16 protein-coding genes are annotated in these 13,090 nt (G+C 64.8%); 7 read left to right on the top strand and 9 right to left on the bottom strand.

What is annotated here, in order from left to right; genetic code table 11:
* Positions 1 to 5 precede the first annotated feature (5 nt).
* Positions 6 to 596: a dephospho-CoA kinase gene (gene coaE, locus QAZ47_RS04065; RefSeq protein ID WP_278233770.1), complete on the top strand. Its 591-nt coding sequence runs from the start codon at positions 6 to 8 to the stop codon at positions 594 to 596.
* 108 nt (positions 597 to 704) lie between these two features.
* The gene (gene dnaQ, locus QAZ47_RS04060) at positions 705 to 1,409 is read left to right on the top strand and encodes a DNA polymerase III subunit epsilon (RefSeq protein WP_278232601.1); all 705 of its coding nucleotides are present in this window, start codon (positions 705 to 707) and stop codon (positions 1,407 to 1,409) included.
* Positions 1,410 to 1,993: 584 nt separating this feature from the next.
* Here the strand turns inward: dnaQ and secB are convergent.
* Together secB and QAZ47_RS04050 are read right to left on the bottom strand one after the other, a co-directional pair.
* Positions 1,994 to 2,485 (bottom strand): protein-export chaperone SecB, encoded by a 492-nt coding sequence (gene secB, locus QAZ47_RS04055; protein ID WP_278205697.1) that lies wholly within the window; start codon positions 2,483 to 2,485, stop codon positions 1,994 to 1,996.
* 394 nt (positions 2,486 to 2,879) lie between these two features.
* Entirely contained in the window at positions 2,880 to 3,377 is a 498-nt protein-coding gene (locus QAZ47_RS04050; protein WP_278232600.1) for an FxsA family protein, read from the bottom strand.
* 202 nt (positions 3,378 to 3,579) lie between these two features.
* On the opposite strand from QAZ47_RS04050, the gene QAZ47_RS04045 reads away from it, so the two are divergent.
* Genes QAZ47_RS04045 through QAZ47_RS04030 form a run of 4 tightly spaced genes read left to right on the top strand, consistent with a single transcriptional unit; the run spans position 3,580 to position 6,325 of the window.
* Positions 3,580 to 4,287, top strand: coding sequence for a Tim44/TimA family putative adaptor protein (locus tag QAZ47_RS04045; protein WP_278232599.1), 708 nt, complete (start codon positions 3,580 to 3,582; stop codon positions 4,285 to 4,287).
* A gap of 22 nt (positions 4,288 to 4,309) precedes the next feature.
* Positions 4,310 to 5,416, top strand: a complete 1,107-nt coding sequence (locus QAZ47_RS04040) for a murein transglycosylase A (RefSeq protein WP_278232598.1) — start codon at positions 4,310 to 4,312, stop codon at positions 5,414 to 5,416.
* Positions 5,413 to 5,937, top strand: a complete 525-nt coding sequence (locus QAZ47_RS04035) for a Smr/MutS family protein (protein WP_278232597.1) — start codon at positions 5,413 to 5,415, stop codon at positions 5,935 to 5,937. The genes QAZ47_RS04040 and QAZ47_RS04035 overlap by 4 nt, the downstream gene beginning before the upstream one ends.
* A 25-nt stretch (positions 5,938 to 5,962) precedes the next feature.
* The gene (locus QAZ47_RS04030) at positions 5,963 to 6,325 is read left to right on the top strand and encodes a helix-turn-helix transcriptional regulator (protein ID WP_278205690.1); all 363 of its coding nucleotides are present in this window, start codon (positions 5,963 to 5,965) and stop codon (positions 6,323 to 6,325) included.
* A gap of 257 nt (positions 6,326 to 6,582) precedes the next feature.
* Here the strand turns inward: QAZ47_RS04030 and QAZ47_RS04025 are convergent, their stop codons facing one another.
* The 3 genes from QAZ47_RS04025 to QAZ47_RS04015 form a co-directional block, all read right to left on the bottom strand.
* Positions 6,583 to 7,200 (bottom strand): transglutaminase-like cysteine peptidase, encoded by a 618-nt coding sequence (locus QAZ47_RS04025; protein WP_278077096.1) that lies wholly within the window; start codon positions 7,198 to 7,200, stop codon positions 6,583 to 6,585.
* A gap of 473 nt (positions 7,201 to 7,673) precedes the next feature.
* On the bottom strand, positions 7,674 to 8,951 hold the full coding sequence (locus QAZ47_RS04020; protein ID WP_278232596.1) for a polyhydroxyalkanoate depolymerase: 1,278 nt from the start codon (positions 8,949 to 8,951) through the stop codon (positions 7,674 to 7,676).
* Positions 8,952 to 9,187: 236 nt separating this feature from the next.
* On the bottom strand, positions 9,188 to 9,550 hold the full coding sequence (locus QAZ47_RS04015) for a septal ring lytic transglycosylase RlpA family protein (protein WP_278232595.1): 363 nt from the start codon (positions 9,548 to 9,550) through the stop codon (positions 9,188 to 9,190).
* A gap of 307 nt (positions 9,551 to 9,857) precedes the next feature.
* Between QAZ47_RS04015 and QAZ47_RS04010 the strand changes: the two genes are divergently transcribed.
* The gene (locus QAZ47_RS04010; protein ID WP_278205683.1) at positions 9,858 to 10,043 is read left to right on the top strand and encodes a hypothetical protein; all 186 of its coding nucleotides are present in this window, start codon (positions 9,858 to 9,860) and stop codon (positions 10,041 to 10,043) included.
* A gap of 174 nt (positions 10,044 to 10,217) precedes the next feature.
* On the opposite strand, the gene QAZ47_RS04005 is transcribed toward QAZ47_RS04010, so the two are convergent.
* From QAZ47_RS04005 to QAZ47_RS03990, 4 genes are read right to left on the bottom strand one after another with little or no spacing between them, the layout of a single operon-like run.
* Positions 10,218 to 11,147, bottom strand: coding sequence for a TauD/TfdA family dioxygenase (locus QAZ47_RS04005; protein WP_278205682.1), 930 nt, complete (start codon positions 11,145 to 11,147; stop codon positions 10,218 to 10,220).
* Positions 11,148 to 11,188: 41 nt separating this feature from the next.
* Positions 11,189 to 11,389, bottom strand: a complete 201-nt coding sequence (locus QAZ47_RS04000; protein WP_278205680.1) for a hypothetical protein — start codon at positions 11,387 to 11,389, stop codon at positions 11,189 to 11,191.
* 21 nt (positions 11,390 to 11,410) lie between these two features.
* Entirely contained in the window at positions 11,411 to 12,271 is an 861-nt protein-coding gene (locus tag QAZ47_RS03995) for an ABC transporter permease subunit (protein ID WP_278205679.1), read from the bottom strand.
* Positions 12,268 to 13,041 carry a taurine ABC transporter ATP-binding protein gene (locus tag QAZ47_RS03990; protein WP_278205677.1) on the bottom strand — a complete coding sequence of 258 codons (774 nt, stop codon included), beginning with the start codon at positions 13,039 to 13,041 and terminating at the stop codon, positions 12,268 to 12,270. The genes QAZ47_RS03995 and QAZ47_RS03990 overlap by 4 nt, the downstream gene beginning before the upstream one ends.
* Positions 13,042 to 13,090 lie beyond the last annotated feature (49 nt).

The following is a 13,090-nucleotide window of genomic DNA, read 5'->3' as shown; positions in this document are numbered from 1 at the left end:
AAGCCATGATCGTGCTCGGCCTCACCGGATCGATCGGCATGGGTAAGTCGACCACCGCAAAAATGTTCGCCGAGGCCGGCGTGCCGGTGCATGATTCGGACGAGACCGTGCATCGGCTCTATGCCGGCAAGGCGGCGCCTCTGGTCGAAGCGGCCTTTCCCGGCACGACGAAGGCGGGCGTGGTCGATCGCGCCCGGCTGGCCGAGAAGGTGCTGGGCGATCCCGCCGCGCTGAAGAAGCTCGAGGCGATCATCCATCCGCTGGTGCGCGCCGATGCCGATGCGTTCCTGGCCAGGCACCGTGCCGCCGGCGCGCCGCTCGCCGTGCTCGACATCCCGCTGCTGTTCGAAACAGGCGGACGCAACCGCGTCGACAAGGTCGTGGTCGTCACCGCGCCTGCCGAGGTGCAGCGCGCCCGTGTGCTCGAAAGGCCCGGCATGAGCGAGGAGAAATTCGCCTCCATCCTTGCCAAGCAGGTCCCGGACGCCGAGAAGCGCCGTCAGGCCGATTTCATCGTCGACACCGGCCATGGTTTTGACGCCGCGCGGGCGGCGGTCGCCGCCGTCGTCAGCGATTTGACGATGGCCAAGAATTGACCGGGGATAAGTCCGACAAAAACGCTTCCTGACGCCTGTTGTCAGTAGGCCCCATTGCCATTTTGTTCCGGTGTATGATTCTGCTCGCTTGGAGCAGGCTGATTCGAAATGCGTGAGATCATCTTCGATACCGAAACCACCGGCCTCGATCTGCGCGACGACCGCATCATCGAGCTCGGCGGCGTCGAGCTGGTCAATCGCTTCCCGACCGGCCGCACCTTCCACAAATTCATCAATCCGCAGGGGCGCGCCATTCATGCCGAGGCGCAGGCCGTGCACGGCATCAGCGCAGCCGATCTGGTCGGCAAGCCGACCTTCGCCGAAATCGCCGACGAATGGCTGGCCTTCACCGACGGCGCCAAGCTGATCGCCCACAACGCCGCGTTCGACATCGGTTTCCTCAACCTCGAATTCAGCCGGCTCGACCATCCGGCCATCGATCCCGGCCGCATCGTCGACACGCTGGCGCTGGCGCGCCGCAAGCATCCGATGGGCCCGAATTCGCTGGATGCGCTTTGCCGGCGCTACGGCATCGACAACACCCGCCGCACCAAGCATGGCGCGCTGCTCGACTCCGAATTGCTGGCCGAGGTCTACATCGAGCTCATCGGCGGCAAGCAGGCGGCGCTGGTCCTCGAGACCGTGGCCGTGCAGATGAACGGCGCCGGCGAGGTGGCCGATATCGACATCTCGATCGGCGCGAGGCCGATCGCCCTGCCGCCGCGCCTCACAGAGGCGGATCGCGCTGCCCATGCCGGCCTCGTCGGCACGCTCGGCGAAAAGGCGTTGTGGCTGAAGGTGGCTGCCGGTTGAGCGGCCGCTTCTGGTGCCTACCTCGGAGATTAGCTAGCGGAAACCCTCATGAATTCGTCATACTCGGGCTTGACCCGGTATCCATGCCATGACCCTTGCCGTAGAGTGCAACGGTGCAGAATTCTGTAACCGTCGCAACGCCTTAGCGTAACGGCATGGATCCTAGGGTCTGCGCGCGTCGCTTCGCTCCTTGCTCCGCCCTAGGATGACGGCCGGACGATTCGTCATGGCAAATCGCGAAGGTCGGAGCCAGCCGAGCCAACAATAAGCGGCTGTAGGTTGAGCACTTGCTCGTTGGCGCCAACCTACGCGGTTAGCTGTATCGCCCATTCTTTCGTCATACTCGGGCTTGACCCGAGTATCCATGCCGTGACCGTCGCCGCAGAGTGCAACGGTGCAAAATTCTGTAACCGTTGCAATGCTTTAGCGTAACGGCATGGATCCTAGGGTCTGCGCTGCGTCGCTTCGCTCCTTGCTCCGCCCTAGGATGACGAGCGAGCTGTCGTAGCGGCAATTCGCGAAGGTCGAAGAAAATAAAAGCCCGGCGCTAGGCCGGGCTTCTCGACCAACCGGCCAAGCCTGTCTCAGCTCACCTGGACCTTGCTCGCGGCCTGGTCCTCGGCGATGCGCTGCTGGAACATCTGCGCGAAATCGATCGGGTCGAGCATCAGCGGCGGGAAGCCGCCATTGCGGGTGGCGTCCGCGATGATCTGACGGGCGAAGGGAAACAGAAGCCGCGGGCACTCGATGAACAGGATCGGCAGCATGTGCTCCTGCGGGAAGCCGCTGATGGCGAAGACGCCGCCATAGACCAGCTCGACGTTGAACAGCACTTCCTGATCGAAGGAGGCCTTGGCGTTCAACGTCAGATTGACGTCGAACTGCTTGTCCGAAAGCGGATTGGCGTTGACGTTGACGTTGATGGCGATGCCGGGCGCCTTGTCGCGGCCGCGCAGCGAGTTCGGCGCTCCAGGGCTTTCGAAGGACAGGTCCTTCACATATTGCGCAAGCACGTTGAGCGAGGGCTGTGCCTGGTTGCCGTTGCCATTGGCGGCGGCGTCATCGTTGCTGGCCATGAGCCTTTGTCCTTTTGCCTGGGCAGCATTGCTGACCGGATTGAAATCGCGGGTTCGCTACCATGCTCGGCAGGACAAAACAAGTTTTGCTGCCTTTATCGGCAGACGGAACGGGAAGCGCAAACGCTGGGGATTGGCCAAAGCGCTCCAACCTCGTCATTCCAGGGCGGAGCAGCCGCGAAGCGGCGTCGCGAAGACCCTGGAATCCATGCCGTGACCTCGGCCGAAGAATGCTGCGGAGCAGAATTCTTCGCCGCGGACGGTGCTCCCAGGTCACGGCTGGATCCTATGGTCTGCGCCGCGTCGCTTCGCTCCTTGCTCCGCCATAGGATGACGAAGCGATAGGCGTCCTACTTGCCAATGCTACGACTGCTCAATCCTTTGGTCGAAAGACCTAGTCGTCCTTCAGTCGCCGCCAGGGGGAATTGTGGTCCGGCCCGCGTTTGAAGTCGTCCTCACGCGTGTAATCGCTGTCGTCGAGATCGATGACCCTGTCGCGCCGGCGGGCTGAAAAGCCGCTGCTGAAGCTGGTCGCCATCACGATGCGGTTCTTGAGCAGGCGCCAGGCGAGATCCCGCACCGGCGGCAGGAGCAGCAGGATGGCGATGATGTCGGTGATGAAGCCTGGAATGATGAGCAGGACCGCCGCCAGCACGATCATCGCGCCATGCGCGAGCTGGCGGCTGGGATCGCGTCCGGCATCCATTTCCGCCCGCACCCGCGCCATCACTCCGAAACCCTGGTGGCGAAGCAGCAGGCTGCCGGCGATGCTGGAAAGGATGACGAGCCCGACCGTCGCCAAAGCGCCGATTTCGCGGCCGACGACGACGAAGCCTGCTATCTCCAGAAGCGGCAGCAGGATCAGGAACAGCGGGAAGAGTGAAAGTCGCAAATCTCTACCGATCGCTTTCTTCTTTTGCGGCCTCGCGGGCAATCGCCGCTGGCACTGTGGCCATTAGGTAGGTATGGCTGCCTTTGATTTGAATGATTGCGCTCGCCGTTCTATATGCTTTGGGTAATGAACGCTATGCGACCGCCGCCATCCTAGGGGCTCTGGTGGTCCGGCCAGGACAGGGATCGAATTGGCGGAAGATATGGGTTTCTTCGACTTCGGCACGATTTTCTTCTTGATTGCGGCGGTGGTGATCTTCTTCCAGCTCCGCAACGTGCTTGGACGTCGCACCGGAAACGAGCGCCCGCCTTTCGACCCTTATTCGGCGAGCCGCACGCGCGACCAGGACGCGGCGCAGAAATCCGAGAATGTGGTGTCGCTGCCGCGCAAGCGCATGCCGGGGGAGGCGACGGCCGAGACCTATGCCGCGATCGACGCCTTCGCCAAACCGGACACCGATCTCAACAAGGGTCTGCGCACGATCAAGGACAACGATCCCTCCTTCGACCCGAAGACCTTCATCGACGGCGCCAAGATGGCCTATGAGATGATCGTCATGGCCTTCGCCGACGGCGACCGCAAAACCCTGAAGAACCTGTTGTCGCGCGAAGTCTATGACAGCTTCGTCGCCGCGATCGGCGAGCGCGAGGCGAAGGCGGAAAAGATCCAGTCCTCCTTTGTCGGCATCGACAAGGTCGATATCGTCGCCGCCGAGATGAAGGGTTCGGAGGCGCATATCACGCTGCGCATCGTCAGCGAGCTGATTTCGGCGACCCGCGACAAGGTCGGCGCCGTCATCGACGGCGATCCCGAGAAAGTCGCCGAGGTCAAGGACGTGTGGACCTTCTTCCGCGATACCCGCTCGCGGGATCCGAACTGGAAGCTCGTCGCCACGGAAGAAGAAGACTGAGACCAAGCGGCGGGGCCAGGTCGTGCCGCTCTCTTCCACATTCATCCAAAAATCCTTCGGCGACCTGCCGGGCTGGGACGAGGACGACCATCTCGCCGCTTTCGCGGCGTTTAGACGCTCCGCTTTCCACGCGCCGACCAAGCCCTACCGCACCGGGTCGCTCGGCGTCGCATTCGACGGCTTTGCCGAGGCCTATGCCGAAGCGCGGACCGTTTCACCGGCGAATCGTTCCGAGGCGCGATCGTTCTTCGAGCGCCGTTTCGTTCCCATGCTGGTGGCGGCCGACAACGGCGGCGCTGGTCTCGTCACCGGCTTCTACGAACCGGAGGCCGAGGCCTCGCCTATCAGGACGGAGCGGTTCACCGTGCCGCTGCTCTCGCGCCCCGCCGATTTGATCGACATCGATGACAAAAACCGCCCCGGCGGCATGGATCCCTATCTCGCCTTCGCGCGCGATACGCCTGCCGGTCCGGTCGAATATTTCGACCGCGGCGAGATCGAGCGCGGCGCGCTTTCCGACCGGAAGCTCGAGATTGCCTGGCTCGCCGACAAGGTCGACGCCTTCTTCATCCACGTCCAGGGCGCGGCGCGACTGAAGATGACCGATGGCAGGCTCTGCCGCGTCACCTATGCCGCCAAATCCGGCCAGCGCTTCACCGGTCCGGGCAGGATCCTGAGCGAGCTCGGCGAAATCCCGCTTGCGAAGGTGACGATGCAGTCGATCCGCGCCTGGTTCAAGGCGCATCCCGACCGCGTCGACGAGATCCTCTGGCGGAACCGCTCCTACATTTTCTTCCGCGAAGCGCCGGTCGAGGATACGGCGCTCGGCCCGATCGCCGCCGCCAAGGTGCCGCTGACGCCCGGCCGCTCGGTCGCCGTCGACCGGCTGCTGCACACCTTCGGCACGCCCTTCTACATCGATGCGCCGACGCTCACGGCCTTCGACCGGAAACCGTTCCGGCGGCTGATGATCGCGCAGGACACCGGCTCGGCCATCACCGGTCCGGCGCGGGGCGATCTCTTCGCGGGCTCAGGCGATGCCGCCGGCGAAATCGCCGGCGTTGTGCGCGACGCCGCCGACTTCTACGCGCTGGTCCCGCGCGGGCTGGTCGACAGGAGGGGCGCGTGACCCGCCGCGACGACAAGCTCAGCGAGGACGATCGTATCCTATGGAACCTGGTGGCGCGGACGACGCGGCCGCTGAAAGGCAAGGTCGCGATCGAGATTCCCGATATCGTCGAGCCGAAGCCGGCGCCGGCGCCCGCGCCGGCCAACGGCGCTCCGGTCGTTGCCGCGAAGCCGAAGCCGCAGCACGTCTCGCATGCGCTCGACGACCAGACGCTCGACAAGCTGAAGAAAGGCCGGCTGCCGATCGAGGGCCGCGTCGATCTGCATGGCATGACGCAGGACGAGGCCTATTCGCTGCTGCTCGGCTTCCTGCACCGCGCGCATGCCGGCGGCATCCGCTACGTGCTGGTCATCACCGGCAAGGGCTCGTCCTCGGGCGGCGACGGGATCTTGCGGCGCTCGGTGCCGCACTGGTTGTCGACACCGGCCTTCCGGCACCTTGTTTCGAGTCATGATCATGCCGCCCGCAATCATGGCGGCTCGGGCGCGCTCTATATCCGCTTGCGGCGGACGCGGTCATGAGGATGCCGGCCTTGAGGACGCGACAGTGACCCCGTTCGGCGAGAAGCTCAGGGCATTGCGTGCCGAGCGCGGCGTCAGCCAGAAGGCGATGGCTCAGGCCATCGGCGTCAGCGCCGCCTATCTGTCGGCGCTGGAGCATGGCCGGCGCGGCGCGCCGACCTGGACGCTGATCCAGAAGATCATCGGCTATTTCAACATCATCTGGGACGACGCGGAGGATCTCGCCCGCCTCGCCGAGACCTCGCATCCCAGGGTCAGGATCGATACCTCCGGCCTGTCGCCCGCCGCGACCGAGCTGGCCAATCTTCTGGCCGAGAGCATCGAGAAGCTGGACGAGGCGGAGCTGCGGAAGATCACCGCATCGGTTCGGGCCGCGCTGAGGGGATAGTTGCCCCGGATGACAAGGGTGGGGTTTAGCCGAAGCGCCCGAACTTCGTCATCCACGGGCGGAGCGGGAGCGAAGCGGACGCGCAGACCCGAGGATCCATTCCGTGACTTCGCGCGAAGGATAAGGCGGCGCAGAACAGAGGTCGTTATGCACCGCGGTGACGCTTATAGGTAACGGAGTGGATCCTATGGTCTGCGCCGCGTCGCTGCGCTCCTTGCTTCGCCCTGGAATGACGAAATTGGCGCCGCCAGCTTTGCCTATTGCACCGATCCCACAAGCACCGGCTGGCCGTCGCGGATCGAGACCCAGCGGCCGGTATTGTCGATCGCCTGCCGCTTGAGATAGCGGTAGCCGGTCGCGTCCCAGGCTTTGACCTTGTCGGTCAGATTGTCGAGGATGTAGTCACCCTTGTCGGTGCGCACCGTCAGCACGGAATGGCCTTCGCCGTCGGGCTTGCGCACGACGGTGATCAAGAGATCCGCGAGCGACATGCCCATGCGATAGAGCTCGCGCCGTTTTTCCAGCACATAGTCCTCGCAGTCGCCGAAGCCGTTGTCCGGATAGGTCCAGACCTCGTCCTTGCCGTAATTGTCGAGATCGCTCATCGGCTTGACGGCGGCGTTGACCTTGGCGGTCACGCTGATCAGCCTGCGCCACAGGCCGTCGGTCATCGTGGCCGGCGCGAGATTGGCCGGGCGGATGTTGCATTCACTCGGATACGCCTTGCAGAAATCGTAGTGTCCGATCGGCTGCGAGGTCAGGCCGCCGGTGGCCATGGCGCCCGCCGCCGATGCCGGCACCGCCCAGTGGGCCGAGATCGCCAACCCTGCGACTGCGCACAAGCGCAGCATCCGCGTCATCGGTGAGGAAGTCATTGTCCCCCGGTCCGCCCTGTTCTTTTATTAACGAAACGTTAAAGGCGATTTACAGTCCGTGTCAATTAGAGACAACGGCTAGTTTGACGGCATGGTTACCCGCGCGATGCTGACAGCGGCACTTTCGCAACAGCGCCGTCGGCGAACGCCGCAAGCCGCCCGCCGTTAGCTTCCCTAACCGGCGCGGACGCCTCCTCGTCATTCAAGGGCGAAGCAGGAGCGAAGCTCCGTCGCGGAGACCCTGGAATCCGTGTCGTGAGGTTGCGCGAAGAGCAAAGGCGGCGCAAGACGGAGGTTGTTCTGCACCGCTGCACCATTCGTATGTAACGGCACGGATCCTTGGGTCTGCGCTGCGTCGCTTCGCTCCTTGCTCCGCCCTAGGATAACGAGGCAGCGGGTGTCTCGGCCGATCACCAAGGCATGCGACCCGCCAGCGCAAGCATAGCCGCCGGGCAAGCGTTTCGGCGCCTTGCTCAGCTCTTGGCGGAGCGGACCAGCTTCGGCTTCGCCGCCACCCGGGTCTGGCGGCCATAGCTGGCGATGAAGTCGACGATGCGCGGCACGATCTCGGACCGGAACCGCGAGCCGTTGAAGACGCCATAATGGCCGACGGCCGGCTGCATGTAGTGGGCTTGCCTGTCGGCTGGGATGTTCGCGCAAAGATCGTGCGCGGCCTGGGTCTGGCCGAGACCGGAAATATCGTCGTTCTCACCCTCGACGGTGAACAGGGCGACGTTGCGGATGAGGCTCGGATCGACGGCCTCGCCGCGATGGGTCATTTCGCCCTTCGGCAAGGCGTGGCGCACGAACACCGTGTCGACGGTCTGCAGGTAGAACTCCGCCGTCAGGTCCATCACCGCCAGATATTCGTCATAGAAGTCGCGGTGCTTCTCGGCGTTGTCGCCATCGTTCTTCACAAGGTGCATGAAGAAGTCCTTGTGGGCGATGATATGGCGGTCGAGATTCATGCTCATGAAGCCCGAGAGCTGCAGGAAGCCGGGATAGACCTCGCGGCCGAAGCCCGGCACCGGCCAGGGCGCCTGCATGATGACGTTGTCGCGGAACCAGCCGATGCCCTTTTCCTCGGCCAGCAGATTGACCGCGGTCGGGTTGCGGCGGGTGTCTATCGGGCCGCCCATCAGCGTCATGGTCGCCGGCACGAAGGGGTCACCGCGTTTTTCCATCAGCGCCACCGCCGCCAGCACCGGCACCGATGGCTGGCAGACCGCCATCACATGGGTGTCCGGACCCAGCGCATGGAACATGTCGACGACATAGTCGATATAGTCGTCGAGATCGAAGCTCCCCTGCGACAGCGGCACCATGCGGGCGTCGACCCAGTCGGTGATGTGCACGTCGGCGTGAGGCAGCATCGCCTCGACCGTCCCGCGCAGCAGCGTCGCGTAGTGGCCGGACATCGGCGCCACGATCAGAAGCTTCGGGTCCGGCTTGCGGCCCGCCGGAAGCGAACGCTCGAAGCGGGTGAGGTTGCAGAAAGGCTTCGACCAGACGGTCTTTTCAGTGACGTCGACGGTCTTCCAGTCGATCACCGTCTCGGTCAGGCCGAATTGCGGCTTGCCGTAGCGGCGCGTGGTGCGCTCGAACAGTTCGGCGGCTGCCGCGACCGAACGGCCGAGCGGCGTGTGCGAGACAGGATTGAGCGGGTTGGAATAGAAAAGCCGCACCGCGTCGGCGTAGAGGCGGGCGGGCTGCAGCGCCGCATGGTTCATTTCGTAGAGCTGGTAGAACATCGGGAACCTCGCTGCTACCTGACGACCAAAGGGCCGACGAGCAGCGCCGAGCCTCGAATGTCTCGCAGCGAGGTTAACAAGATACTGTTGCGATGCAATACGTCACGTGGCGTGACGAATAGGTCTTTCGTCGAAAGCGTTGGAAAACCGGCTCGAAGGGCACAGCCGGCTCAATGTGCACCGCCGAAATATGTAGGAAATATGTCCGGCCCCTCTTACCGGACATATCAGACATATCAGACGCGCGCCATGCACACCGCGGTGTGGCCCGAGCCGATAAAACCGAGCTGATTGGCGGCGCCGCGCGAGAGGTCGAGCACGCGGCCTCTGACGAACGGACCGCGATCGTTGATGCGCACCACGACGCTGCGGCCATTGTTCTTGTTGGTGACCCTGAGCCTGGTGCCGAACGGCAAGGTGCGGTGCGCAGCGGTCAGTTCGGCGGGATTCATGCGCTCGCCGGACGCGGTTCTCGAATGCAGAGCATACCAGGAGGCGCGTCCGCATTGCGCGGCGGCCGAGGAGGCACTCGACGCGCCTGCCATCAGGCCAGCCGCGATCGTTACCGCGACAAGCGCGGTGCGGTTGGTTTTCTTCATCTTTTAGGGGTGGGCTCCGTTTACAGACAACCCGCCGTAAGTGCCGAATGAGGCGGGAAATGCGGCATTGATCTGGCGGTTCCATGGCAAAGGCACACGTTTGGAGTCGCCGCGAAACAGTTTGTCATGAAATTTCCGGAGCACGCAGGCGTATTCTTTGTGAAGACCGAGCCGGATTGCGGGAAGTCTCGAGTAGGATCGGCCGTCAATCCGCAAGTAGAAGCGGAAGCGATTGCCTGGCTTCCTTTCCCTCCTTTATTGCGCGCGCATTCCGGTGGAGGATCGACTTTCCAGGGGGATCTCGCTGATGCGATTGATCGGGAATTTGCTGGCGCTGCTCGTGCTGGCGATCGGTGTGCTGTGGTCGCTGCAGGGGCTCGGGCTGGTCCAGGGCAGCTTCATGACCGGCCAGAGACAATGGCTCTACATCGGCCTCGTCACCGCGCTGGTCGGCCTGCTCGGCCTCGGCTGGGCGAACCGCCCGCGCGTTTGAGGGAAAAGGCCCCCTTCTCCCCTTGTGGGAGAAGGTGTCGCCGAAGGCGACGGATGAGGGGTGTTCCAGGGAAAGCCGGCGTCTCACTCCGCTGGAGCACCCTCATCCGTCTCGGCGCTACGCGCCGATCCACCTTCTCCCACAAGGGGAGAAGGGGTGGTGCCGCGCCTGCCTTCACGCGGCCTTTGCCGCCGGCTTGGCCGTCTTGACGTGAGTGACGCTGCGGCGTCCGTCGACGCTCACCGGCACATCGCCGTCGACGGTGGCGCGGCGCACGATCCGGTGCTGGTCGCCATAGTCGTTCACCGCGTAATGCTGGGTGGCCCGATTGTCCCAGATCGCGACGTCACCGGCCTGCCAGCGCCAGCGCACGGTGTTTTCGGGCGTCGTCACATAGCTCTGGAACAATTCATAGAGCTTGGCGGAGTCGCTCTTCGACAGGCCGACGAAGCGCTGGACGAAATTGCCGAGCAACAGCGAGCGCTCGCCGGTTTCCGGATGCACGCGCACGACGGGGTGCTCGGTTTCGTAGACGGTCGAGGTGAAGACCTCCTCGAAATGCTTCCTTTCCTCGGCGGTGGCGCGAGGCCGCACGGCGGCATAGTCGTAGGCATTGCTGTGGATGGCCCAGAGATTGTCGGCCAGCAGCTTGAGCGGCGCCGGCAGGCTTTCATAGGCGGCGTGCGTGTTGGACCAGATGGTATCGCCCCCGGCCGCGGGAATGACGACGCCGCGAAGCACGGAGAATTTCGGATAGGCGTCCACGAAGGTGACGTCCGTGTGCCATTGGTCCGCGCGGCCGCCGCCGCGGCTCGAATCCAGATTGAGGATCGAGGCGGTGCCCGACACCGGCCCTTGCGTGGGATGCGGCACGAGATCGCCCAGGCGCCGCGCGAACAGCTCATGCTCGGAATCGTCGAGATGCTCCTGGCCACGGAAGAAGACGACCTTGTGCTTCAAAAGCAGCTGGTTGATCGCCGCGATGGTGGCGCCCGACAGGCTTCCGCCAAGCTGGATGCCCCTGATTTCCGCGCCCACGCGGGCGGTCAGCGGAAAGATGTCGGTTGGCGGAATGACCTGGTCGACGGCGGCTAGGTTGCTCATGGGGATCTCCTCTTTGCTGGTTGGGGAAGGGAAAGGGCCGGTCACTGCGACCAGTATTGCCAGGCCCAGTAGAAACTCTCGTCGTGTGGCGGCAGGCGGCCGCGCTCCGCGTCGAGCCGGACCGGCGCCGGCGATCGGGGCGCGTCGTCCCGTGACGGCTTGTCCTCGTCGGGAAGGTGCAGAAGCCAGTGCCCGAGCGAGCGGCCGAGATGCGCGAAAAGCACTGCGGTGGAATGGGCCATCGTCATTCTCCTTGGCTCGGATCATTCCCGCCCCGCCCAGGACACCAGCGCGCGCTCGATCCTGCGGATGACGAATTCCAGCGCGAAGGCGATCGTCGCGATCACCAGGATGCCCATCACCACGACATCGGTGACCAGGAACTGCGCGGCCGACTGGATCATGAAGCCCAGCCCGCGCGTCGCCGCCACCAGCTCGGCCGCCACCAGCGTCGACCAGCCGGCGCCGAGCGCGATGCGCAGGCCGGTGAGGATCGAGGGCAGCGCGCTGGGCAGCACGACATGGCGGACAAGCTGGCTCCGGGTCGCGCCGAGCGAACGCGCCGCGTCGATGCGCTCGCGCGACACGCCGCGCACGCCGGCGGCGGTCGACAGCGCCACCGGCGCCAGCATGGCGATGGCGATCACCAGGATCTTCGACGGTTCGCCGATGCCGAACCAGATGACGATCAGCGGCAGATAGGCGAGCGGCGGGATAGGCCGCAGGAACTCGAGCAGCGGATCGAACACGCCGCGTCCGACCCTGCTGATGCCGATGGCGAGCCCCATCGGAATGCCGACGACGATCGCCGCGATCAGCGCGGCGAACACGCGCCAGAGGCTGGCGGCGACGTGCTGGATCAGCGTCGCGTCGACGAAACCGTCGCGGGCGACGACGACGAACTTTGCCCAGACGGCGGCGGGCGATGGCAGGAAGACCGGCGAGACCAGTTGCAGCCGGGCCGACACCGTCCAAGCGGCCAACAGGACGAGGATGGTTATGGCGCTGACCAGCCGTGCCGAAATGCCCGTCCGGTCGCGTCGCGGCCGCGACCATGGCACCGAGAATCCATCGCGCTCGCCGGCTTTGGCTTCCCGTCGTTCGCTGTAGGTGCCGACGCTCATGCCGCCTCTCCCTCGAAGATCGCGTCGGTCAGCTCCGAGCGGGCCGCGGCAAAGGCCGGATCCGCCTTGATCGCGCGAATCGGCTCGCCGGCGGCATAGCGCCGGCCGAAATGGGTTTCGAAGCTGCGCACCACATGGCCGGGTCCCGGCGCCAGCACGACGACCCTGGTGGCAAGCACCAGCGCCTCCTCGATGCCGTGCGTGACCATCAGCACGCCGACCTGGGCAGCCGACCAGAGGTCGAGCAGCGTCGTCTGCATGCGTTCGCGCGTCAGCGCGTCGAGCGCCCCGAGCGGCTCGTCGAGCAGCAGGAATTCGGGTTCGGCGGCCAGCGCGCGCGCCAGGCCGACGCGCTGGCGCATGCCGCCGGAGAGTTCCCAGATGCGCCTGTCGCCGGCGCCGTCGAGTTTGACCAGCGACAGCAATTCGTCGGCGCGCCGTGCCCGGCTGTCGGCGCTCACGCCGCGCAATCGAAGCGCGAAGGCGACGTTTTCCCGCGCGGTCAGCCAGGGAAACAGCGCGTCATTCTGGAACACCACGGCGCGGTCGGGTCCGGGCGCGGTGATCGGCTGGCCGGCGATCATGGCCCGGCCGCGCGCCGGCTTCACCAAGCCGGCAGCGACGTTGAGCAGTGAGGTCTTGCCGCAACCCGAGCGGCCGACCAGCACGACGAAGTCGCCCTTGCCTATGTCGAGCGAAACGCGTTCGACCGCCGGCGCCGGTTGGCCGTCATAGTGGACGGTGACCTTGTCGAGCGTCAGATGCGGCATTGGGCTCAAACCTCCGCTGGATCAAGCGCTGGGTCAGGGGCCTGCCCCG

Origin of the sequence: Mesorhizobium sp. WSM4904, from assembly GCF_029674545.1 — a bacterium.
Lineage (GTDB): Bacteria > Pseudomonadota > Alphaproteobacteria > Rhizobiales > Rhizobiaceae > Mesorhizobium.
The sequence above is the reverse complement of the archived record's forward strand: the minus strand, read 5'-3'. Positions and strand labels throughout refer to the sequence as shown.